26 protein-coding genes are annotated in these 23419 nt (G+C 43.4%); 7 read left to right on the top strand and 19 right to left on the bottom strand.

The window, feature by feature from the left end; genetic code table 11:
• Nucleotides 1-63: 63 nt before the first annotated feature.
• The 13 genes from D2U88_RS14915 to D2U88_RS14855 all read right to left on the bottom strand — a co-directional run bounded on the left by D2U88_RS14915 (nt 64) and on the right by D2U88_RS14855 (nt 12689).
• Nucleotides 64-777 (bottom strand): response regulator transcription factor, encoded by a 714-nt coding sequence (locus D2U88_RS14915; RefSeq protein ID WP_119641340.1) that lies wholly within the window; start codon nt 775-777, stop codon nt 64-66.
• Between the two features lie 9 nt (nt 778-786).
• Nucleotides 787-2367, bottom strand: a complete 1581-nt coding sequence (locus tag D2U88_RS14910; RefSeq protein ID WP_119641339.1) for a sensor histidine kinase — start codon at nt 2365-2367, stop codon at nt 787-789.
• A gap of 64 nt (nt 2368-2431) precedes the next feature.
• The gene (coaE, locus tag D2U88_RS14905) at nt 2432-3025 is read right to left on the bottom strand and encodes a dephospho-CoA kinase (RefSeq protein ID WP_313786733.1); all 594 of its coding nucleotides are present in this window, start codon (nt 3023-3025) and stop codon (nt 2432-2434) included.
• Nucleotides 3025-3939, bottom strand: coding sequence for a CdaR family protein (locus D2U88_RS14900; protein WP_187265374.1), 915 nt, complete (start codon nt 3937-3939; stop codon nt 3025-3027). Before D2U88_RS14900 ends, coaE begins: the two co-directional genes overlap by 1 nt.
• A gap of 41 nt (nt 3940-3980) precedes the next feature.
• A complete protein-coding gene (locus D2U88_RS14895) occupies nt 3981-4988 on the bottom strand; it encodes a glycosyltransferase family 2 protein (RefSeq protein ID WP_119641336.1) in 1008 nt (335 codons plus the stop codon).
• 55 nt (nt 4989-5043) lie between these two features.
• Nucleotides 5044-5856, bottom strand: a complete 813-nt coding sequence (locus D2U88_RS14890) for an enoyl-ACP reductase FabI (RefSeq protein WP_119641335.1) — start codon at nt 5854-5856, stop codon at nt 5044-5046.
• Nucleotides 5857-6191: 335 nt separating this feature from the next.
• A complete protein-coding gene (gene recN / locus D2U88_RS14885) occupies nt 6192-7844 on the bottom strand; it encodes a DNA repair protein RecN (RefSeq protein ID WP_119641334.1) in 1653 nt (550 codons plus the stop codon).
• Between the two features lie 46 nt (nt 7845-7890).
• A complete protein-coding gene (porD, locus tag D2U88_RS14880) occupies nt 7891-8781 on the bottom strand; it encodes a type IX secretion system protein PorD (protein ID WP_119641333.1) in 891 nt (296 codons plus the stop codon).
• A complete protein-coding gene (gene coaBC / locus D2U88_RS14875) occupies nt 8774-9979 on the bottom strand; it encodes a bifunctional phosphopantothenoylcysteine decarboxylase/phosphopantothenate--cysteine ligase CoaBC (RefSeq protein ID WP_119641332.1) in 1206 nt (401 codons plus the stop codon). Before coaBC ends, porD begins: the two co-directional genes overlap by 8 nt.
• A gap of 3 nt (nt 9980-9982) precedes the next feature.
• Nucleotides 9983-10309: a DNA-directed RNA polymerase subunit omega gene (locus tag D2U88_RS14870; RefSeq protein ID WP_119641331.1), complete on the bottom strand. Its 327-nt coding sequence runs from the start codon at nt 10307-10309 to the stop codon at nt 9983-9985.
• 20 nt (nt 10310-10329) lie between these two features.
• The gene (locus D2U88_RS14865) at nt 10330-11157 is read right to left on the bottom strand and encodes an outer membrane protein assembly factor BamD (protein ID WP_119641330.1); all 828 of its coding nucleotides are present in this window, start codon (nt 11155-11157) and stop codon (nt 10330-10332) included.
• Nucleotides 11158-11265: 108 nt separating this feature from the next.
• The gene (dapA, locus tag D2U88_RS14860) at nt 11266-12156 is read right to left on the bottom strand and encodes a 4-hydroxy-tetrahydrodipicolinate synthase (RefSeq protein ID WP_119641836.1); all 891 of its coding nucleotides are present in this window, start codon (nt 12154-12156) and stop codon (nt 11266-11268) included.
• Nucleotides 12156-12689, bottom strand: a complete 534-nt coding sequence (locus D2U88_RS14855; protein ID WP_119641835.1) for a DUF6913 domain-containing protein — start codon at nt 12687-12689, stop codon at nt 12156-12158. Before D2U88_RS14855 ends, dapA begins: the two co-directional genes overlap by 1 nt.
• Before the next feature lie 112 nt (nt 12690-12801).
• Between D2U88_RS14855 and D2U88_RS14850 the strand changes: the two genes are divergently transcribed.
• From D2U88_RS14850 to D2U88_RS14840, 3 genes are all read left to right on the top strand, one after another.
• Nucleotides 12802-13521 (top strand): 5'-nucleotidase C-terminal domain-containing protein, encoded by a 720-nt coding sequence (locus D2U88_RS14850; RefSeq protein WP_235855798.1) that lies wholly within the window; start codon nt 12802-12804, stop codon nt 13519-13521.
• Entirely contained in the window at nt 13518-14429 is a 912-nt protein-coding gene (locus D2U88_RS14845) for a metallophosphatase (RefSeq protein ID WP_119641329.1), read from the top strand. Before D2U88_RS14850 ends, D2U88_RS14845 begins: the two co-directional genes overlap by 4 nt.
• A gap of 68 nt (nt 14430-14497) precedes the next feature.
• Entirely contained in the window at nt 14498-15418 is a 921-nt protein-coding gene (locus D2U88_RS14840; RefSeq protein ID WP_119641328.1) for a hypothetical protein, read from the top strand.
• A gap of 137 nt (nt 15419-15555) precedes the next feature.
• On the opposite strand, the gene D2U88_RS14835 is transcribed toward D2U88_RS14840, so the two are convergent.
• The 5 genes from D2U88_RS14835 to D2U88_RS14815 are packed head-to-tail and all read right to left on the bottom strand — an operon-like array spanning nt 15556 to nt 19855.
• Nucleotides 15556-15849: a hypothetical protein gene (locus D2U88_RS14835; RefSeq protein WP_119641327.1), complete on the bottom strand. Its 294-nt coding sequence runs from the start codon at nt 15847-15849 to the stop codon at nt 15556-15558.
• Nucleotides 15846-17849, bottom strand: coding sequence for an NAD-dependent DNA ligase LigA (gene ligA, locus D2U88_RS14830; RefSeq protein WP_119641326.1), 2004 nt, complete (start codon nt 17847-17849; stop codon nt 15846-15848). The genes D2U88_RS14835 and ligA overlap by 4 nt, the downstream gene beginning before the upstream one ends.
• 3 nt (nt 17850-17852) lie before the next feature.
• The gene (locus D2U88_RS14825) at nt 17853-18434 is read right to left on the bottom strand and encodes an LOG family protein (protein ID WP_119641325.1); all 582 of its coding nucleotides are present in this window, start codon (nt 18432-18434) and stop codon (nt 17853-17855) included.
• A complete protein-coding gene (gene prmC, locus D2U88_RS14820) occupies nt 18435-19370 on the bottom strand; it encodes a peptide chain release factor N(5)-glutamine methyltransferase (protein WP_119641324.1) in 936 nt (311 codons plus the stop codon).
• Complete coding sequence (locus D2U88_RS14815; RefSeq protein WP_119641323.1) at nt 19370-19855, bottom strand: GNAT family N-acetyltransferase; 486 nt, start codon at nt 19853-19855, stop codon at nt 19370-19372. The genes prmC and D2U88_RS14815 overlap by 1 nt, the downstream gene beginning before the upstream one ends.
• A gap of 29 nt (nt 19856-19884) precedes the next feature.
• Here D2U88_RS14815 and ribD point away from each other — a divergent pair, with 29 nt between their 5' ends.
• Genes ribD through D2U88_RS14795 form a run of 4 tightly spaced genes read left to right on the top strand, consistent with a single transcriptional unit; the run spans nt 19885 to nt 23007 of the window.
• The gene (gene ribD / locus D2U88_RS14810; RefSeq protein WP_119641322.1) at nt 19885-20937 is read left to right on the top strand and encodes a bifunctional diaminohydroxyphosphoribosylaminopyrimidine deaminase/5-amino-6-(5-phosphoribosylamino)uracil reductase RibD; all 1053 of its coding nucleotides are present in this window, start codon (nt 19885-19887) and stop codon (nt 20935-20937) included.
• Nucleotides 20930-21532 carry an HAD family hydrolase gene (locus tag D2U88_RS14805; RefSeq protein WP_119641321.1) on the top strand — a complete coding sequence of 201 codons (603 nt, stop codon included), beginning with the start codon at nt 20930-20932 and terminating at the stop codon, nt 21530-21532. Before ribD ends, D2U88_RS14805 begins: the two co-directional genes overlap by 8 nt.
• A complete protein-coding gene (locus D2U88_RS14800; protein WP_119641320.1) occupies nt 21533-22396 on the top strand; it encodes an EamA family transporter in 864 nt (287 codons plus the stop codon). It abuts the gene before it with no gap.
• Nucleotides 22396-23007: an IMPACT family protein gene (locus tag D2U88_RS14795; RefSeq protein WP_119641319.1), complete on the top strand. Its 612-nt coding sequence runs from the start codon at nt 22396-22398 to the stop codon at nt 23005-23007. The genes D2U88_RS14800 and D2U88_RS14795 overlap by 1 nt, the downstream gene beginning before the upstream one ends.
• Here D2U88_RS14795 and D2U88_RS14790 read toward each other — a convergent pair.
• The gene (locus D2U88_RS14790) at nt 23004-23402 is read right to left on the bottom strand and encodes an acyl-CoA thioesterase (protein ID WP_119641318.1); all 399 of its coding nucleotides are present in this window, start codon (nt 23400-23402) and stop codon (nt 23004-23006) included. The two genes, D2U88_RS14795 and D2U88_RS14790, sit on opposite strands and share 4 nt — an antisense overlap.
• Nucleotides 23403-23419: the final 17 nt, after the last annotated feature.

The raw sequence follows: 23419 nt of genomic DNA, 5'->3' as shown, positions 1-23419 counted from the left end.
CACTGAAGAACATAAAAAAGCCACCTAAAGGTGGCTTTTTTACTTTTATGATTCATGATATGATCATTGGTTTTCTGCCTTGACCACCAATCTGAATCCTTCCCCGTGAATGTTCAGGATTTCCACGGAATCGTCTCTTTTCAAATACTTTCTCAATTTGGCAATATACACATCCATACTTCTGGAAGTGAAGTAGTTATCATCTCTCCAGATTTTGGTCAGTGCCAATTCCCTTGGCATCAAATCATTTTCGTGCAACGCCAACAAACGCAATAGTTCATTCTCTTTTGGAGAAAGTTTTATAGGTTCCTCGTCATTGAACTTAAGGAAGCGTAGCTTGGAGTTCAAATGGAAATGACCTATTTGGAACTCAAACTGCTTGCTATCGGCCAAGGAACCGGTTGCCTTTCTTTGTAGGATGGCCTTCAATTTCATCAACAACACTTCGGAATCAAAAGGTTTGTTGAGGTAATCATCGGCTCCTGCCTTATATCCTTTCAAAACATCTTCTTTCATAGTCTTGGCGGTAAGGAAAATAATCGGAACGTTCTCGTTCTTCTCGCGGATTTCCTTTGCAAGGGTAAACCCATCCTTATAAGGCATCATGACATCCAAGATACAGACATCGAAGTTGTCCTTTTTGAACTTTTCAAATCCTTCCATTCCGTTTTTGGCCAAAACCACATCAAAATCGTTCATGGCCAAATAGTCCTTGAGCACAATCCCAAAATTGGGGTCGTCCTCCACCAGTAGTATCTTCTTTCTTTCTGTTTCCATAGTTTGTTTTTAAATTAAAGGGAGCTTTATGAAGAAGGTACTTCCTTTACCTTTTTCGCTTTCCGCATAAACCTCTCCTTGATGATCATCAATAATTCGTTTTACGTAGGCCAATCCCAATCCGTGGCCTTTTACATTATGAACGTCTCCGGTATGTTCCCGGTAAAATTTTTCGAACACTTTTTTCAGTACCGCCTTACTCATGCCGGCTCCTTGATCCTGAATCTTTATAATGATGTTGTTTTTCACCACTTCGGTGAATACATCTATTTTCGGGGGTTCGGGTGAATATTTTATGGCATTGTCCAAAATATTCACCACCACATTGGTCATGTGCATGTCGTTGGCCAATACGTCGGACCTTTCGGCATCTAAATGGGCATTCACATAGCCTCCCCTGTCCTGCACGATCAACTCCACGTGGGCAATGGCATCACCTATTATATCGTGGATATCCACCCTATCTTTACTGATATCCAACTGGTTTTTCTCCAGTTTCGATATCCTTAAAACATTTTCTACCTGGGCATGCATACGTTTATTCTCGTCCCGAATCATTCCCAGATACCGCAATACTTTTTCCTTATCTTCAATGGACTTTGGATTACGGATGGCCTCTACCGCCAGGTTTATTGTGGCAATGGGAGTCTTGAATTCGTGTGTCATGTTGTTGATAAAATCCGATTTGATCTCGGAAATCTGCTTCTGCCTTATCAACTGATAAATGGCACTGGAATAGGCCAGCATAATGATCAAAATGAACATCAAGGACAAAAAGGCCATACCCATGATCGACCTGAAAATGTACTTTTTCATGGTCGGGAAGGTCAACAACAATGAAAAATTGCTCTGTCCCTCGCTGTCTTTAAAAATTGGGGCCCTATACATTTTAGTCCCTGTGAACTTGAACTTGTTGGACCTGATCTTAGTGGGATAGCCTTGGCTATACACCCCATACTCATAGTCAATATCAATGTTCCTGTTCTGGAGTTCCTGGCTCAAGAGCAGTTCCAATTCTTGTTTGGAGACCCGTTTATGGATCGGAGTGGTCTTGGCATATTCCCTGAGCACATCTTCCATAGCGGCCCGCTCCACACTGTTCAGGTTACCAATTTTCTCGTAACGTTGCAATGGTGTAAGTCCATAGCTCTTTCCATCGAGACCGGTTTCTTCTTTGTAAATGGCCTTGGTACGCTTACTCGTATAATTTTTGAGCGTAGTGGTATCTTCCCCGTCTGTGTTATCAAAGAACGTAGATGTTATGTTGTAGTCTTCCTCAAGTATTCCGTGGGAATAAAAAAGAATCTCATCGGAGTTCAAATCCCGATCTACAAACAGAAATTTTCTGAACTGTGTGCTTGAGGGCTCACCAAGCGTATCCACCTGAGAAGCAATACGGTCGGATAGCTCCTTCATCTCCATCATCTCCACCCTATTAGCCACTTTGTCCAATATGTCCGTGACCGTCCTTGAAAATTGTTCTTCTTTGTCGTTTATGGATGTCCTGATCCAATAAACCTGAACGAAAATTATCCCGATCAGGGATAAGCTCATGAGAATGACTAGAAGAACGAATAGCTTCTTGTTCATTGCGTCAAAATTAAAAATTTAACATTTAGGCCTTTTACCGTTTAACCTAACCTTAACAAAAATGTTAAAATTTAGCGGCAAGGGCCAACAGTTTGGCGTGAAGTTGTTTAACCTTGTTCCTGGTAGTTTTCAAATCGATGTTCTCTATACGAAAATGGGCCAAACCAGCCTTTTCATCATCTGTCATTTGATTTCGCATGCGGTCCAAAACCGCTTCCCTATCCACACCATCCCTTGCCATTACACGATGGGCACGCGCCTCCATCGGGGCAGTCACCAAGATGGTTTTATCATACTTGTCCTGGGCATTGTTTTCAAAGATCAGTGCTGTCTCCTGGATCACGTATGGAGTGGATTGACCAGCTGCCCATTCCAAAAAATGTTCCCTTACCGCAGGATGCACAATGGCATTCAGCTTTTGTAGCAATGCAGCATCCTTGAAAACTTTATCGGCAATAAACTTTCGGTTCAAATTCCCTTCATCGTCATAAATCTCTTCTCCAAAAAGCTGAATAAGACCATCTCTGACCTTCGGAGAAGTCACCATCAACACCTTGGCCTCGTGATCGGAATCATACACGGGCACCCCGAGTTTCCTGAACATTTTGGCCACCGTGCTTTTTCCACTGCCAATACCTCCTGTGAGCCCCACGATCATCATTGCTGTTCCAAAACAAAGTTCACACTGTTTTCCTGCAGCCTTACATCGTACACATTTTCAGGACGTTTTGAAATGACCAGAAAAAGAGTGTTGTTAGAGCCTTTCGATTTTCCATAATCGGCCTCAACATTAAAATCGGAAGCCGAAATATTCTTTAGACGGTCGATACTGGCCTTGCAGAGTACCGTTACGGAACTTGGGAAGGTCTTCACTTGATATCCGTCCGGAATATTGAGAACCTGTACGGGGACGTCGAATACCTTTTCTGAAAACTTGGCCACCTTTCCTGAAACCGATACCCTGGCATCGGAAAACACGCTATTTTCCAGCCCTTTTGGAAAAACTAGCGATGCCTCCCTTTCAAAGCTATCCGAAACGTTGACCAAGCGAATAGGAGCTGTCATGATTTCCTTGATGGTGTCTATTTCACTACCGGGCCCCTTCACCGTCACCGAGTCCGGAACCATAATCACCTTTCCGTCCAAAATGTAGTTCTGTTCCAATTGCAGGTCCATATTCGGCACAATCGGTATTTTCTTGCTTGCTACTTGATAGAGGTCCAATACCAATTGGTTTTTGTCCACGTCCAACAATGAAATGTTTTGGGACAATTGCTGGTCTATCTGCTTTCTTAAATTGTCTTCCGATAGCACATACCTTCCATTCTGATAGCTGGCTTGGGACACATTGATGTCTATCCGTTTTTTGAAAAAATTGTAGTACAAAAATTGAAAACCACTAGTCCTCAGCTTCACTTCCAAGTTATCGTCAGAGTTCTTGCCCAATAATAAAGTGTCAGGTAAATTCCTGTAGTTCAGCACAAAATCGGACCTTGACTCGTAGGTTTCGGAAAGATTGCTGATGAACCAAGCGGAAAAAGAGCACAACAAGAAGAGTGAAAATATTTTCACCTTCTTTTGGTTGAGACCTTGCAATACTTTTTTGAACACTTTTACCTTTTCTTGAAAAACAGTTTGGGAAACAGCTCTTCTGGATCCTTGTTACTAAAATTAAGCAACATTGTGGACTTGAAAAAACCAATTCCATATCCCGTGAATTGGATGATAGTCGCATAAAGTGCCCATAACGCCACTTTTATATTTCCTTCTCGAAGTAAAGCGTCCAAAAACAGTACCATAAAATATATCCCGTACAGAACAATTGGGATTACAAATCCGAAAATGGACATGATCAAGGCGACCACCAAACCGATCATAAAGAGTGTCGGGAACCAATAGGTCAACCTTGCGGTGCCCGGATGCCATTTGTTCAAGATGGGGCGTACCATCCCAAATTTGTTCACTTGGATGTAAAACTTGTTCCAATCTATCCGTCGTTTGTGGTACACATAGGCCTTTGGGAACAATCTGGTCTCGAAACCGGCCTTCCAAATGCGAAAGGTAAGGTCAGGGTCTTCCCCTGGGTGGATTCTTCCAAAACCACCCGCTTTTTGAAAAGCTTCCTTGGAAATCCCCATATTGAAGCTCCGGGGTTGGAACTTGCCCACAGATTTTTTCCCACCACGTATCCCACCTGTAGTGAAAAAGGATGTCATCACATAGTTGATGGCCTTCTGTACCAAAGTGAAGGAAGCATCCGCCGCATCAGGACCTCCAAAACAATGCATAAATTTCGCTTTCAGTTCTTTATCAACTTCAGAAAGGTATTGTTTTGGTAAGATGCAGTCAGAATCCAAAATGATAAAATAATTTCCCTTGGCCTTTTGCATTCCAAAGTTCCTAGAGTCACCGGGGCCGGAATTCTCCTTGAAATAATAGGATATCTGCAGTCCTCCTTTAAAGGTCTCCACTATGTCCTCAGAGCTCTCCGAAGAGCCATCCTCCACGATCACCACCTCAAAATCCTTTTCAAAATCCTGTTGTGTAAGACTTTGCAACAATTCCCGAACCTCTTCGGGCCTGTTGTACACCGGAACCACTATGGAAAAAAATACATCCATATGAAATAGAAAAGCCATCCCTAAAAAGGATGGCTTCCCAGACTATCTTTATTGTTTACTTTGAAAATTCATCGATTACCTCTTGGCTCACCCCAGTGTTGGAGAACCCTCCATCATGGAACAGGTTCTGCATGGTCACTTTTTTGGTCAGGTCCGAGAAAAGTGAAACCGTGTAATTGGCACAGTCATCAGCCGTGGCGTTGCCCAAAGGAGACATTTTTTCGGCATAGTTGATGAAACCATCAAATCCCTTTACTCCTTGCCCCGCAGTGGTTGGGGTCGGGGATTGGGAAATGGTGTTCACCCGTACTTTTTTCTCCTTTCCAAAGAAATACCCAAAACTCCTGGCCACAGACTCCAAATACGCCTTGTTATCGGCCATATCATTGTAATCAGGAAAGGTCCTTTGTGCGGCCATATAAGTAAGGGCTACAATACTGCCCCATTCGCTCATGGCATCAGATTTATAAAGCGTCTGCATCACTTTATGGAAGGAAAGTGCGGACACATCCCAGCCTTTTGCAGTAAAATCGTAATTCTCATCGGTGTAGGCCCTACCCTTTCTCACGTTTACGGACATTCCAATGGAATGAAGGACAAAGTCCAACTTACCACCCAAAATCTCCATGGATTGCTCCACAAGGTTCTTCAAATCTTCTTCGCTGGTGGCATCGGCGGGAATGATTTCGGAATTGGTCTTACTTGCCAAATCTTTGATCTGGCCCATACGCATGGCTATCGGAGCATTGGTCAGTACAAACGTACCACCTTCCTCATGAACGCGTTCTGCCGTTTTCCATGCAATGGAATTTTCATCCAAAGCCCCAAAAATGATTCCTTTTTTACCTTTTAAGAGATTGTATGCCATATTTTCTATCAATTGTTGATTGCAGGACAAAGATATTTAAACTATTTCGAATGTTAATCATCCCTAGCAGTATAGATTCAGAAGATATTGACCTGGTCTGCAGTCGGGTCATTCTGAGCGCAGCGAAGGATTGCTTTCCTACTTACCGACACGAATTGCACAAATTGCTCGAAGGGACTCATATAGCGACCAAGACCTCTTCAATTGGCTCAATCCCATTTTTACTTTACTATGGGTCATTCTGAGCGTAGCGAAGAATCCTAAACACAATAGATTTCTCCATCAACGCCATGCGTTTCATTTCGAAATAACAAGTTTCCTTAAAGAATCACTATTTACTGCAAAAGCTCACGGGCGTGGGCCAAAGCCGATTCGGAAAGGGATTTACCGCCCAGCATCTCCGCTAATTCCCTTATACGCTCCTCTGAACTGAGTTGTTTGATGTGGGTGCTGGTTCCTGAAGCACTTTCTTCCTTGTAAACCTTGTATTGGTATTGTCCTTTGGAGGCCACTTGGGGCAAATGCGTAATGGAAAACACTTGCATGGTACTGCTCATTTGCTGCATGATTTCCCCCATTCGGTTCGATATCTCACCAGAAACCCCGGTATCGATCTCATCGAACATCATAGTGGGCAAGTTTTCGTATTGTGCCAATATGGATTTGATAATCAACATAATACGCGACAACTCCCCTCCTGATGCCACTTTTTTGAGTTCCCCATAGTTGGAACCTTTGTTGGCGGCAAATAGAAATAGTAAATCATCCTTTCCATTGGTTTTGAAGGAGTTGGATAGATTTACTTCAATCTTAAAACTAGCTGAAGGCATCCCCAATGTAGCTAGATTTTCTTCCAGCATTCCCTTCAGTTTTGGAATGACCGCTTTACGGGCTTGATGAATTTTTCCGGCACCGGCATCGACCTTGGCGGTCATTTGTAAGACCTCTTTTTTCTTTTGTTGGATTTTGGACTCGATGTTGGCCACGGCCTCAACCTTGACCGCAAGTTCCTCTCGTATGGTTATCAAATCCGCAACAGAGTCAGTATGATGTTTTTTCTGAAGGTCATACAATTGTTGCAGTTGACCGTTTACCACTTCCAAGCGTTCCGGATTCGCTTCAACAGAATCCTTCATCTGCTCAATCTCAGAGGCTACATCGTCCATTTCAATGAGTACCGATTGAATCCGATCACTCAAAGTCTTGTATGCAGGACCATATTCCGAAAGACTTTGAAAAGCACGTTTTAAGTCCGTCAATCTCCCCAAAAGCCCCAATTGTTCATCATTCATCAATTGATACCCAGCGGACAATTGCTCCATAATCTGCTCCACATTGCTCAACTGTTCATACTCTGCCTCCAATGCTTCCTGCATGCCTTCCTTCAACTTGGCAGCTTCCAATTCCTCCAATAAAAAACTGTTGTAATCATGTTCTTTATCTGCGTTGGACTGAAAAGTCTCCAACTCCTGAAGTTCTTTGGAGGCTTTCCGTAATTGGGATAACTGCTGCTGATACGCTTCAAGGTTTTCAGCATTATTGGCCAAGGCATCCACCACCTTCATCTGAAAATCGTTTTCCGTAAGCCTAAGGGTCTGGTGTTGCGAATGCACATCCACTAACTGCTCCCCCAATTCCTTCAACACATCCAAAGTTACTGGGGAATCGTTCACAAAAGCCCTGGATTTGCCACTGGGCAGGATTTCCCTGCGCAGAATGGTCTTATCCTCATAGTCCAGGTCGTTATCGCTAAAGAATTGCTGTAGCTGATATTTTGAAATGTCGAATTCCGCCTCGATCACGCATTTTTGCTCCTCATTTTTGAGGGATGAAAGATCGGCGCGCTTCCCCAAAACCAAGGAAAGACCACCTAAAAGGATGGATTTCCCCGCTCCAGTTTCACCTGTAATAGTAGTAAAACCGTTGGTGAATGCAACGCTCACATCATCAATCAGTGCATAATTTTGAATGGAAAGATTTGCCAGCAATTCTGAAGATTTTACCGTAAAGATAAATCTCTTTTGTAGAAATGCACTAGTAATTTATCTCATTCCACGTTGTGGAATAAAATGGGGCCACCTTGTTCAGGGTTTCCTTGAGTTTGACGATGTCTATCTTTGGACCATCGGAGAAGATATTCTGTATTTCCTCGGATTTGGCATCGAAAAAAGTCTGGATCAAGAAGGCATTGGGCCTACGCTTGATCAAGGTCTCGAACAAACGGAGACTCCCTGCAATGATCTGTTTGCCTGTGCTATTGTTGTCAGCCAGTAAATCCAACCCTTTTCGATGATAGTTATACATAGCCACACGATATTCCCGAAACGAATTGCTCAAGAGGTTATCAATCAGTTCAAATCGGCTACGCGTCCCAGTCTCTTGGCTCCAACCACTGTAGTTGGAACTTTGGGCTTGGGTAACGATACTTTGGGCCGTCCGGTAAAAATCATTGCCGCCTTCCAGAGAAAACGTATCCGCATCCAACCCCAAGATTACATACACATAATAGGAAACCACTGCAACCAAGTTGGAGTCGAATGAATTTGGGTTGTATACCAAAGGTTGAAACTCTTGGTATTGAAAATTGAAGGCGTCGTCCTTATAATTGAAAACAGGACTTTCGTAAGTGGTGTTGAAAACAGGACGTGTGGACTGTATTTGGATGTTGGCCTCAAACCGGTCCGATTCATACTGGGTCACAGTAATGAACATCCGCGCATTCACCTTTTCATTCTCCCGATAGACGCGATTGGTCCACTTGTTCTTATTGACAAAGTCATTTAAAGAACGTTCCAAAGTCCTGAAAATCTGCTGGTTGGTCTGACCTACCTGATCAGAGTTCACGGTAATAGTGCAATTCAGTTCCTGGGCGGGAACCACCGGTGCAATGGCAAGAAAAAAAATGAAAATCAGTACGTTACGCATGGATTCTGGAGATGATTTCGTCCCAAATATCCGAGGCCACTTCGGGCTTCGTCTTCAAACCAAACGTTTTAATCTCCAAATTCTTATCAATGAAGGTGATTTTATTGGTAGTACCCCCAAAACCTGCCCCATCATCTTTCAGTGAATTGAGTACAATGGCATCCAAATGTTTCCGTTGGAGCTTGTCTTTGGCGTTTTCCAACTCGTTTTGGGTCTCCAAGGCAAATCCCACCAAAAACTGGTGTTTTTTGCTTTCTCCCAAGGACAAAAGGATGTCAGGATTGCGTTCCAGTTCTAAATGCATATTCCCTTCCTTCTTCTTGATTTTTTCACTGGCCACATGCTTGGGTCGATAATCTGCCACAGCTGCTGCACAAATGGCAACGTCCATATCCGGATATACCTTATGACAGGCTTCGTACATTTCTCGGGCAGATGTAACCCGAACCAACGTTATTCCAGAATGCTCAATGGACAAATGTGTAGGTCCCGAAACCAAAATTACCTGAGCACCCAGATTGGCGGCTTTTTTAGCCAATTCAAAGCCCATGGCACCCGTGGATTTGTTTCCCAAAAAACGAACGGGATCAATGGCTTCGTGGGTTGGTCCTGCCGTGATGAGCACCTTTTTTCCGCTCAAGGGAAGTCCTTCAGCTAGATGTTTTTCAATAAACTTGATAATATTTTCGGGTTCGGCCATACGCCCTTCCCCATGCAAACCACTGGCGAGTTCCCCTGATTCAGCAGGAATCATCACATTGCCATAGGATTCCAGTTTGGTTATGGAGTTTTTTGTGGATGGATGCTTGTACATGTCCAAATCCATGGCCGGAGCAAAGTAGACCGGGCATTTAGCGGATAGATAGGTAGCGAGTAATAGATTGTCGCATACCCCATTTGCCATTTTAGATAAGGTATTGGCCGTAGCGGGAGCAACCAACATGATATCGGCCCACAGACCTAACTCCACATGATTGTTCCATGAAAGGGAGCCGTCCTCCTCGTTTACAAAATCCAACAAAACGGGATTTTTGGAGAGGGTGGACAACGTTAGGGGAGATACAAAAGAGCTGGCGCTCTGGGTCATCACTACTTTGACCTGAGCGCCAGCTTTTATCAATAACCTTACAAGAAACGTGGTCTTGTACGCGGCAATTCCCCCGGAAATACCCAAAAGGATTTTTTTACCGCCAAGCATCTCTTAGGCGTCTTTCTCTGTGTTTCTGTAATAGATTTTGTCTTCCAACCACTCTTGTACAGCCAAGGCGTGTGGTTTTGGCAATTTTTCGTAGAACTTGGAAACCTCAATCTGTTCCTTGTTCTCAAAAACTTCTTCCAAACTGTCGCTATAGGTAGCGAACTCCTCCAATTTCTCCAACAATTCCTTCTTGATCTCGGAATTGATCTGAATGGCACGTTTGGCCGTAATGGAGATGGCTTCGTAGATGTTCCCCGTCTTGGCATCAAATTCGTTCCTGTTCAAGGTAACTGTGGAAACCGGGGCTTTTGTATTTTTCAAATCTTGCATATGCAACTGTTTAAAAACTTTTATTTGGAAATGGTGTATGCGCTCAATTCATCTTGAATTTTCTCGGCAAGTTTATCGGCATCATCCTTAAACTTTGACTCGGGAAAATATTTCATCAAATTGTTGTAGGAACCCATCGCATCTTGCAAACGTTCCTGCTTTTTATCGAAGGTACTGTAAAAGGCCAGGTTGGCCGCCGCTTCAATGCGGTAATACAAGGCTTCTTCCCTATAGATGGAACCGGGATTGTCCGACACGAAATTGTCGAAGGCCTTGATTGCTGAAATCAATCTTGGTAGGTCCCAAGCTCCAATTTTGTTGTACTGTTTGGCAATCTCCAACTGTTTTTTCTCCTTCTTTGTGGTCAATTCCTTGGCCATGGTATTGGCCTCATCAAAATACTCTGATTCCGGGTAATTGTTGATGAAAGTCTGCAGTTTGGCCAGAGCCTTATCCGTATCCGTTTGATCTAAAGAATAACGAGGGGAAAGCATGTAATAGCTCTTCGCTCCCAAAAAAGTAGCTTCTTGGATTTTGTCGCTCCTTGGGTAGGATTTTACAAAACGTTCAAACTGATAGCCAGATAGATAGTAGTCCTCTGTCTTGAAATACGAATCGGCAAAGAAGAACATCACCCGCTCACCTTGGGGCTTGCCCACATATTTTGGCGCAATCTGTTCGAACAAACGAACGGCCCTTTTATAATCGCCTTCATTGTACAACTTCTCGGCCATATCGTACTTGGGCCCAACATCGGTGTTCTTGAGTACCTTTTGGTACTCACTACAGGATGTTAGAAGAATGGCTGCGAAGCAAAGAAGAAGTATTGACCTCATTTTCAAAAACATTTTGCAAAATTAGTGATAATGAACGGATTTAAAAAAAGAATTTACCGCTCCCAAATGTAACGGGCAAAATGTGGTTCCCACAAGGTTTTGGGCAACTTTTAACGAATTTTAAACATGTGCGGTATCCAAAGACTTCAAGAATGAACCGATTTTGTTCTTCAATGGAACGCTCGCTTCTACCAAAGGTAAGCGCACTGACGAACCGGCCAACCCCAAATTTTCAAAAACACTTTTGATTCCCGCAGGGTTACCTTCCTCAAAAATAAGATTCATGATCGGCGACAGGCCATGATGAATCTTGTAGGCATCTTCGGAATCTCCCTCAAGCCCTAAATGGATCATCTTGGAGATTTGTGAGGGCAGTCCTTGTCCCAAAACAGAGATGACCCCAGCCCCGCCAGCCAAAACGGTGGGCAAAGCGGTGATGTCATCACCGGAGATGACCATAAAATGCTCCGGTTTGTTCTTGATGATCTTATCGATTTGGACCATATCCCCACAAGCCTCTTTAATGGCCACAATATTGGGAACCTCTTTGGCCAACCTTAAGGTTGTCTCTGCTAACATGTTGCTTCCTGTCCTTGAGGGCACATTATATAAGATGATAGGTTTTGGCGATGCTTCCGCCAGAGCCTTGAAGTGACGGAAGATACCCTCTTGGGTCGGCTTGTTGTAATAAGGAGATACGGAAAGTACCGCTTCGAACTCGCTTAGGTCCGTGGTCTTCAATTCATCCACAAGGGCCATGGTGTTGTTACCACCAATACCCAATACGAGCGGCAACCGGCCTGCATTGGCACGGACCACTACATCTACTACCAATTGTTTTTCAATCTTGGACAAAGTTGCGGATTCCGCTGTAGTGCCCAGCACTACCAAATAATCCAAACCACCTTGAACACAGTGCTCCACAATGCGTTCCAGTGCAGCCACATCCACCGAAAGGTCGTCCTTGAAAGGGGTGACCAGAGCAACTCCCGCACCTAACAATTGTTCCATCATATTTCGTTTAATACCTTCAAATATTTTTTCAATTCACTCTTGAAGAGTTTAAAATCCTTCAAGGGTGTGTTCAGGATCAAATCATTGACTTTTGAATCTTGGGAGCCCAATCCTACCTTTAGCCTTGCCGGGGTCTTCACGGACAGCAGCTTCATCATCAGATTGTCCTCATCGTAATAATTGATGAGCATATCGTACTCCCTGCCCAAAAATTCCAGAACATAACCATTTTCAATCTGGCCCTTCCATCCTAGGTCCCTATCGGAGAACATTTGGATGGCATATGGGGAGTTCTTGTCGTACTCCCGCTTGTAACCAATAATCTTTATGGCATTCGGCCTTAAAGAAAACTCCTCTATCAATTCATAAAAGGCCTCCGCATTGGCGAAATGATCCACATCAACGATACAACCAATACTAGTAATCCCTTTTTCTCGGGCCAAGGGCAAAGAAGGCTTTTCCATTTCCTCCTTTAAATATTTAAGCCCCGATTTAACCTTAAATTTGTCCTGGAGTCCCTTTATAAACATATTTTTGTGCATTTTTACAAAGGTAATTAATCTACCAAGACGACTTAACAAAGATACGTACGTGAATGATTTAAAATTCAAACAATTTGTTACGATTGTAACTTTTTGTTTTTTGGCGGCCTGCAAAAATGATACGGGCAAACTCAGTGAAATACATGGGGAACAATTGCCGATAAATGCCTCGATCGAGGAAACCGATTCCATCTCCAGCTTTGTTGAACCCTACCGGAACCGGATAAACCAAGTGTTGGATAGCACATTGGCCTATGCCCCAAAATCCTTGTTGTTGGATGATGGAAAACGCAATACTTCCATGGGGAATTTAATGGCCGATATTGTTTTTTCCGAAACGGCGCCCATTTTTAAATCAAGGACCGGAAAGGATCTGGATTTTGTGGTATTGAATTATGGGGGGGTTCGTTCCATTATTTCCGCAGGGAATGTTACGGCACGCAACGCGTATGAGGTCATGCCGTTCGAAAACTATATTGAAGTGGTGGAACTCAATGGTTCCGCCGTAAGAAAATTGATCAATTTTCTGGCCAAGGCCTCTCGCAGGCATCCCATTTCGGGCATCCAGATCATAACGGACAAAGATCAGTCCCTAGAATCCGTGAACATTCAGGGCAAACCTTTTGATGAAAGTCGAAATTATTACGTGGCCACTTCCGATTATTTGGTACAGGGCGGAGCCAGTATCGGTTTTTTTGATGATGTGGTTTCCGTTACCGATACGGATTACCTGCTTCGCAATGCCATCATCGATTATTTTAAGAAAGTGGACACCGTACAAGCCGTGGTCGATGACCGCTTTATACAATTGGACAAATGAAAAGAAGGGACTTTATCACCAACTCAGCAGCCGCTTCTGCCTTAATAGGCATAGGAGGACTCAGCTTGAATTCTTGCTCCAATCTGGGCAAAAAACATATCACCATTTTGCATACCAACGATGTGCACAGTCACATTGACCCATTTCCAAAAAACCATTCCAGTTATCCGGACATGGGAGGCGTGGCCCGAAGGGCAACATTGGTACAGCAAATCCGAAACGAAAACCCGAATACCCTCCTTTTTGATGCTGGGGATATTTTTCAGGGCACCCCCTACTTCAATTTTTATGGAGGTGAACTGGAATTCAAATTGATGAGCAAGTTGAAATATGATGCTTCTACCATTGGCAATCATGATTTTGACAATGGAATAGATGGCCTTTTGGCGCAAATGCCTTATGCCACTTTTGAAATGATCTCTGCCAATTACGATTTTTCCAACACGGTAATGGACGGCTATGTAAAGCCGTACAAGACCTATATGGTTGATGGTGTGAAGATTGGGGTATATGGACTTGGTATTGAACTCGATGGGTTGGTGACCCAAAAATTATACAAAGAGACCCAGTATCTCAATCCATATGAGATTGCTTTGGACATGGAACGAAAATTAAAGGAAGACGAACAATGTGACCTGGTCATCTGTCTTTCCCATTTGGGTTATGATTACGAAAATCCTGAAAGACCCATGGATACCCAATTGGCACAACGCACCTACCACACCAACTTGATCATTGGGGGCCACACCCATACCTTTTTGGATAAGCCGGATGTACGCACCAATCAAAATGGGGATTCCGTACTCGTAAACCAGGTGGGCTGCTACGGGATTAATTTGGGCCGTATCGACTTTTATTTTGATGCGGATAAAAAGGCTGCGGCAAACGGGGTAAGTATCGTTGTATAGTCAAACTGTAACAGAACCTCCATTCGGTTGTCTTTTAAGCAATTAATTTCTTTTATTTCAATCGAAAAATGTACACTTACGTTAAAAAATCCTTGCTTTTAGGACTTGCCCTTCTTCCCATTCTTGCTTTTTCGCAATCTGAGCAAGTATTCAATGAAATCCGATTTTATGAACCTTTGGTTACGGTTCAGGAAAAATTGGAGGAGATTTCCCAAACTGTCGAACTTATAGCTCCAGAAGAAACCTCCTTCCCATTGGCCAAATTGAAAGAGGCACATCTTATTGTTTCCAATATCGAAACCAAAGCGGGTAAGATCAACAAAGCAGTTTTCACATTCTCTGACGATAAATTGACCAATATTGAGGCCCAGGGAAATGCCGTTAAGGCATTGATGGAGTCAGAGCAGGATTCACTTGGTACTTATATGGATTATTTGGTCAACTTTAAGAAAGGTATGCTGGGTAAAGCTGGGAGCGATAGGGTATGGATACTTTCTGAAGAAGCCCTACACATTAACCTCTTTGCATGGGAAAATCCCTATTTAAATTCCGTCCATAGTTCAGTTCCCAAGTACAGCGCTTCTGCCCAAATTCCAGATTTCTTGCAAATGGGTGCAGATCTTGAAGTGCTTCGTCCATTACTTGAGACCAACAGTGATATAGTTTATGAAGAAAAATTAGACGGGTCAGACCCCAACGCTCAAATACAGTTAAATTGTTTTGGTGTTGAATATGCAGGGTTCCCAAGAAAGGTAGAGGCGCGTTTTGGTGATAACAAATTGAACATGGTCTGGATTTTAACAGGAAAAGGCGACGAAGACCGACTCCTAAAGAAATTGACCGAAATTTACGGCGAACCTGTTTTTAGAAACGAGGCTTGGGAAATATTTAATGATTGGACCATTGGTCTGAGAAAGGATAAACCAGAAGTGCTGATCATGACCAAAACACTGGGTCAATTCTATAAAAAAGAATATTTTAAACAATGAAGGGACATCTTGGGTATTCGAATTTTAAAAGCACTTTTCATTAGGAAGGGGCTTTTATGCGAAAATGCTTGCTTATACCCGGTTAAATGGTTCTACACTAAAATCATTGACAACGAATAGTAGTTCTCTTAACCTGTTTATAGATTATTCTCCACCAAAACCCTCAACTCTTCACTCGAACTGTAATCAGGAAAAGGCCTGTTCGCATTATTATACCAATACTGGGCATTCCACCTATCCCCTTCTTTTCTGTGCAAATAAGCGTGGATCCAACTCCCCATGGGAGAATGGATATCCTGTGCAATATCATGGGAGGATTCCCAATCCCCTTTGGCATCGTACCACAACGCCTGTAGGGGCAATGACCAATTATCAGGTGGTGATTGCCCTTTCAGGGATTCTTGAAACTCCTCATAGTTTTTTGGTATCATGCCTCCAGTTTTTTCAAAAATTCCTGTTCTGAAATAATGGGCACACCCAAACTCTCCGCTTTGGTCTTTTTACTCGGGCCCATATTATCACCAGCTACCACAAAACTTGTCTTGGACGAAATGGACGAAGCCACTTTCCCACCATTATCCTCGATCAATTTCTTTAGCTCATCCCTACTTAGGGTCTCAAAAACCCCAGACACCACAAAGATTTGTCCCTTCAGTTTGTCCGTTTGGTTTTCCAACTGTTCTTCAGACAATGAAAACTGCAATCCGTAGGATTTTAATCTGCTGATGATCTCCAAATTAGTGGGTTCCGAGAAAAAAGAGATGACACTCTCCGCAATCCGATCTCCGATTTCGTCCACAGCGACCAATTCTTCTTTGGATGCCGCCATTAAAGCATCGATATTTTTATAGGCCTTGGCCAGTTTTTTGGCCACCGTTTCGCCCACATATCGAATTCCCAATGCAAACAATACCCGTTCAAATGGGATGGCTTTGGATGCCTCCACCCCATTGACCAAATTCTCCGCTGATTTCTCTGCCATGCGTTCCAAAGGAACCACTTGTTCCTTGGTCAAGGTATACAGGTCTGCATAATTGGCGATGAGTCCTTCCTTAAAAAGTAGCTCCACCGTTTCACTTCCCATTCCTTCAATATCCATGGCCTTCCTTGAAATAAAATGCTGGATGCGACCCGTAATCTGCGTTGGACAACTTGTATCGTTTGGGCAGAAATGCTGGGCTTCCCCCTCTTTCCGAATCAGTTCGGTACCACATTCGGGACAATGCGTGATGTATTCGGTGGGTTTGGAATCCGCAGGTCGTTTCGTGAAATCCACTCCAACGATCTTGGGGATGATCTCCCCTCCTTTTTCCACAAAAACCGTGTCCCCTTCGCGGACATCCAGTTTTGCGATTTGGTCCGCATTATGTAAGGAGGCCCGTTTCACTGTAGTCCCTGCCAACAATACAGGTTCCAGATTGGCAACGGGTGTTATGGCTCCCGTACGGCCCACTTGATAGGTAATCTTATCCAAAATGGTAGTAGCCTGCTCCGCCTGAAATTTATATGCCATCGCCCATCTTGGGGATTTAGCGGTATAGCCAAGCTCTTCTTGTTGCTGTATACTGTTGACCTTTACCACCACACCATCGGTCTCGAAGGGCATGCTATGCCTATGCGAATCCCAATAATCCGCAAACTGCATCACCTCTTCGGTGGATTTGCAGAGTTTGGCAACTGTTGGCACTTTAAAACCCCATGTCCTTGCCTTTTCCAACATTTCAAATTGGGATGAAATACCCAAATTGTTCCCCACAATACTATATAAAAGACATTCCAAAGGTCGTTGCGCCACCAATGCACTATCCTGAAGCTTTAAACTACCTGATGCGGTGTTCCTTGGGTTCATGTAAGGGTCTTCCCCTGCCTCGATACGCTCTTGGTTCATTTTGGCAAACCCTTCGAGGGTCAAGATAATCTCTCCCCTGATATCGAATTTGGGTGGATAGTCACCCTTTAATTGTAACGGAACGGACCGTATGGTCTTGATGTTCGTGGTCACATCATCCCCCTGGAAACCGTCACCACGGGTAACGGCACGCATCAATTTTCCGTCCTCATAGGTAAGACTGATGGAGGCTCCATCGTATTTCAACTCACAGGTAAATTCCACGGGTACATCCCCCAATATGCGTTGGATGCGCTTTTCCCAATCTTCCAGATCTTCCTTGGAATAGGAATTTTCCAAGGAGTACATGCGGTGCTCGTGGACTACGGTCTCAAAATTCTTGGTGATCATTCCCCCGACCCGCAACGTTGGCGAAGTGGGATCATAAAATTCAGGATGTTCCTCTTCCAATTTTTGAAGCTCTTTGAGCTTCATATCAAACTCGTAATCGGTTATGGATGGTTGATCCAGAACATAGTATTTGTAATTGTGTTCCTGAAGTTCATCCCGAAGGGATGCTATCTTTTCTTTGATACTGGCCATGTATTATGTCTGTTCTTTTTTTATCCATTTTGGTGTATGCACCGGTTGATAGGACTTCATTTGTTCCAAAAGTCCGGCACATGAATCATCCACCAAGAGCATGTTGCGGTTTTCTGGCCTGAGCAGTCCTTTTGATACCATAGTGTCCAAAAAGGCCAGCAATTCATCAAAAAAACCATTCACGTTCAAAATTCCCATAGGTTGTTGGTGCAGTCCAAGTTGGCTCCAGGTAACCACTTCAAACAATTCTTCCAAGGTGCCAAATCCACCAGGAAGGGCAATGATACCATCCGAAAGTTCGTGCATTTTCATTTTTCGCTCATGCATGTTATCCACTATGATCAACTCCGTGATCCCTTCATGAAAAATCTCCTTGGATTTCAGAAAATCGGGGATTACCCCAATAACCTTACCGTTATGATCCAATGCTCCATTGGCCACCTGACCCATGAGTCCAACTTTGGCTCCGCCATATACCAAGGTCAAGTTTTGTTGCGCCAAGTTTTTGCCCAATTCATAGGCCATGGAAACAATATGACTGTCATTACCCTCGCTACTACCACAAAAAACCGAGATACTCTTCATTCAAATACGTTTACCTTTTAACATCCTATCGTTGCCGAAAATGTCCTTGCGCAGTTCAATTTCCGAAAAATTATGGGCTTTCAAAACACTCTTGGTCTCTTCACCCAAATATTGGTTGATTTCGAGATACAGACTTCCCTTCTTTAACAAATGTCTTTTGGAAAATTGGACGATGGCCCTATAGAAGACCAACGCATCATCATCTGGGACGAAAAGGGCCAGATTTGGTTCGTATTCCTTTACGTTTTTATTCATTTCCGATTTTTCCAAATCCCTGACATAGGGCGGGTTGGAAACGATGATGTCAAATTGTTGTTCAAGATCAAGTCCGGGATCCAAAATACTTTGATGAAGGAATTCAACATCAACCTGATTGGTTTTTGCATTTTCTTGGGCCACTTTTAAGGCTTCTTTGGAAACATCCAAAGCATACACTTTGGCATTGGGAAGATGTTTGGCCAAGGCAATGGCAATACAGCCGCTTCCGGTTCCGATATCCAAGATGGTTAAGGGTGAAGGGCGAAGGTTCGAGTTCTCTCCTTTTTCGTCATCTGATTTCCTATCTCTGACATCTGATATCAGTTCTCTGATTTCTGACCTCTGATTATTCGCATCCTCCAAAACCCATTGTACCAGTTCCTCAGTTTCAGGTCTTGGGATCAACACATTTTCGTTCACCTTGAGTTCCAACTCCATGAAATGGGCAACACCTAAAATATATTGAAGAGGTCTCTCCTTTTTTAATTGGACCAGGGCATCAAACAGCGGTTGCTCCTCTTCTTTGGTCAAAACGATGTTGGGTTTAATGGCCAGAATGAACCGTTCCATTTTCAGGTAATGCTCAATACAGCTATAAAAGAAGGAATCGATTTCTTCCTTTGGATAAATCTTTCCCAAGTCATTATGGAATATGTTTTTGATATCCCTTAGCAGCATTACAGTTCTTTAAGCATCCACACGGGACATGAATAATGCCCTGTATTTCCCAAAGGGGCATCGATATAATCGAAACCGTTCTTCTTGTAGAGTTTTTGGGCGGCTTCCATGTAGGGCATGGTTTCTATATAGCACTGTTCAAAACCAAATTCCTTGGCTTTCTCCAAACAAATGGAGATCATCTTTGCCCCTATCCCCTTGCCTCTGGCTTCTTCCAAAAAATACATCTTTTGGAGTTCACATACATTGCCGTCATAATTTTGAAGTTGGGCCACTCCCGCACACCCAATGATCTTACCATTCTCCTCCACAACAAAATACGCTGCCCGTGGCACATCGTAAGTCGCATACATGTCGTCCAAGGCCTTATCCGCATAAGCGGTACCCACTTTGGGCACCCCCATATCTTCAAAAACCTTCCGTATTACCTTGGCCACTTGTTCATTGTCTTCAGGCCTAATTTCCCGAATCGTTGCATTTCCCATAATGCCGTTTAATATGCTATTTTTGCTGGGTGAATATACACCAAAAATATATCCTCAGGTGCATGGAACTGGGCAAAAAGGGACTTGGGACCACAGCTCCGAATCCCATGGTGGGGTGTGTCATTGTACATGATGAAGAAATCATCGCCGAAGGCTTCACCAGTCCTTATGGAGGTCCACATGCCGAGGTGAATGCCATCAACTCCGTGAAGGACAAAAGCTTGTTGAGAGATGCCACACTCTACGTAACCTTGGAGCCTTGCTCCCATTACGGAAAAACGCCTCCCTGTGCCGATTTGATCACACACCATAAAATTCCTGAAGTATATATTGGACTAAAGGACCCCCATGACAAGGTAGCCGGAATGGGCATCAAAAAACTGGAAGATGCCGGCTGTAAGGTCACCGTTGGCATTCTTGAAGCCGAATGTAGGGAACACCACAAACGGTTTTTGACGTTTCAGGAAAAGAAAAGACCCTACATCATATTAAAATGGGCCGAAACCCAAGATGGCTTTATGGCCCCTGACAAAACACAAAGAAATTCCAACCCGGAACCTTATTGGATCACCAATGCATATTCCAGGCAGCTGGTGCATCAATGGCGCAGTGAGGAACAAGCGATTTTGGTTGGAACGAATACGGTTTTGGAAGATAATCCCGAACTGAACACCAGGGATTGGGCTGGTAAAAATCCCATCCGAATAGTTTTGGACAAAGACTTAAAAATCGGCACCGATTTCCATGTTTTGGACAAATCCATAAAGACTATGGTATTGACCCAGGAAAAGGATACATCAAAATATATAGATGGAATCGATTACGAAATAATGGATTATTCCAGACCCATCGCTTCCCAAATCTGCAATCACTTACACAAACATTCCATTACGAGCCTTATTGTGGAAGGAGGTGCAAAGACCCTTCAATCGTTTTTGGATGAAGGACTTTGGGATGAAGCCAGGGTGTTTGTGGGGTCAAACCGGTTTGAAAGCGGTGTATCCGCTCCAAAATTCAAAGGAACCTTGAAAAGCACTCAAAACATATTGTCGGACCTATTATCCATCTACACCCATGATTAAGAACATTATCCTTGATTTTGGCGATGTGCTCATTAACCTTGATAAACCTGCCACGGCCCGAGCCATGTTACCCTATGGGTTTTCTGGTATTACTCCTTCACTGGACCAATTGTTCAAAGACTATGAAAAGGGATTATTGGCATCTTCCGAGTTTTTGGATGAGGTTTCCACCCATTTTCCTGATGCCAACCGAGAATATTTGATCCAAGCCTGGAATGCCATCCTTTTGGATTTTCCCGAAGAACGTTTACAGTTCTTGGAGCATCTTTCCTCGGAAAATCAGTATAAACTTTTCCTATTGAGCAATACCAATGACTTACATATGGAAAGTGTACGGCAACAAATTGGGATGGAACGTTATAACCGTTTCAAGAACTCCTTCGATGTTTTTTATCTGTCGTACGAAATGGGCATGCGAAAACCGGATGAAGAGATTTTTCAATTTGTATTGGACCAAAACCATTTGATGGCCGAAGAAACATTCTTTGTGGACGATGTTCGGGAAAACACGGATGCAGCAGCCCGTTTGGGCATCCGTGTGTGGAACCTGCAAGTAGGCCAAGAAGATATCACCCAACTTAAATCACGCTTATAAATGTTAGATCTGGCCCTGAGTGTCCTGAGTTCCACTTGGATTTTTGTGGTTTTCAAATTATACGATGTGTACAAGGTTCAGACCTTGGTTGCCATCATCATCAACTATATCACAGCTTGTACAGTGGGATTCCTTTTATATGAGGGCCCAGTTAGCGCAACCGAAATTTTAAATACGTCTTGGGCTTGGGGACCCTTGGCCATGGGCGTTCTATTCATTACCATTTTTAACCTGATGGCCAAAACAGCACAAACTTCAGGGGTGTCGGTTGCTTCCGTAGCGACTAAAATGTCGTTGGTAATTCCTGTCATCATTGGACTCCTATTTTATGGAGAACATTTGACATTATTGCAGATCCTTGGTATTTTATTGGCATTGGCAGCAGTTTATTTTGCATCCTTGAAAGAAAAGGGAATCACCATAAACCGAAAAGACTTGATTTTGCCTATACTGGTATTTTTAGGCTCCGGTGCCATTGATGCAAGCATCAAATATTTTGAGGAAAAACACTTGACCGACCAAGAAATCCCCATCTTCTCCTCCATGGTGTTTGGTTGTGCTGCTCTATCGGGTCTTATATATATAGGAATAGGAAGCAAGAAACAAAACCTGAGAATCAATTTTAAGAATGTCCTGGGCGGTGTGGCCTTAGGAATTCCGAATTATTTTTCAATATACTTTCTCATACGGGCCTTACGCAACAATATCTGGAGCAGTGCCGCGGTATTCACATTAAATAATGTGGCCATCGTTATGCTTTCTACCCTTTTGGGCATTTTGTTGTTCAAGGAGCGGTTGAGCATCAAAAATTGGGGCGGGGTGATATTGGCCATTATCAGTATAGTATTGGTAGCTTTGTTCTGATGGAAAACTCCGATGCATACAAAACTGTTGAACAGACTTCACCGGAAATCCTGTACAAGGACAAAAAGAGTAAGTTCTATGCCACAGTACATCCCATACGCTCGGAGGAAGAAGTAAAACCCATTGTAGAAGAGCTTCGGAAGAAATACCATACCGCCAACCATGTGTGCTACGCTTGGCAACTCGGGGCTCAAAACCCTTCCTATAGAGCGAATGATGATGGGGAACCCAACAATTCAGCAGGCATGCCCATTTATGGGCAGATCCAATCTTATGATGTAACCAATGTATTGATTACCGTTACCCGAATTTTCGGCGGCACCAAATTGGGTGTCGGAGGGTTGATACAAGCCTACCGTACGGCCGCCCAAATGGCATTGGACAGTGCAAAAATTGTGGAAAAGACCGTGGAAATCCAATTCAGACTTCGATTCGGGTATCCGGAAATGGACAAGGTGATGCGTGCCATCAAACAGAAGAACCTTAACATCGTCTCCCAAAAAATGGATATGAAATGTGAATTGATTATTTCAGTAAGGATGAGTGAAGCCGAAACCACCCAACAACTTTTCGATGAAATGCACGATATTGAAATTGAGACATTGGGTTAATCTTCCAATCGCTCCAAAATATAGTCCGGGCATTTGATAGGTCTACCCGTTTTTTTATCCATAAAGGCCAAAATGGTATGGGCCGTGGCCAAAAGATCACCCTCCTCATTGAACACTTTATAATCAAACTCGATCTTCACCAAGGGCTTGGATTTCAGTTGGGTCTCCACTGTAAGTAGATCATCATAAAGGGCAGATTTTTTATAATCGATATGTAAGGAAATTACTGGCAGCATAATCCCACCGTCCTCCATACTTTTATAGGTGACTCCCAGGGCTCGTAACCACTCCACCCTACCCATTTCCAGATATTGGGCATAATTGCCGTGATAAACCACTCCCATTTGGTCAGTTTCTGCGTATCTGACCCGAAAAGAATATGAATTTAGGCCCATTTTTAAATGAAAAATTA

This window comes from Flagellimonas aequoris (assembly GCF_003584165.1).
GTDB lineage: Bacteria > Bacteroidota > Bacteroidia > Flavobacteriales > Flavobacteriaceae > Flagellimonas > Flagellimonas aequoris.
Note: the sequence above shows the minus strand (reverse complement) of the source record. Positions and strands in the feature narration are given on the sequence as shown.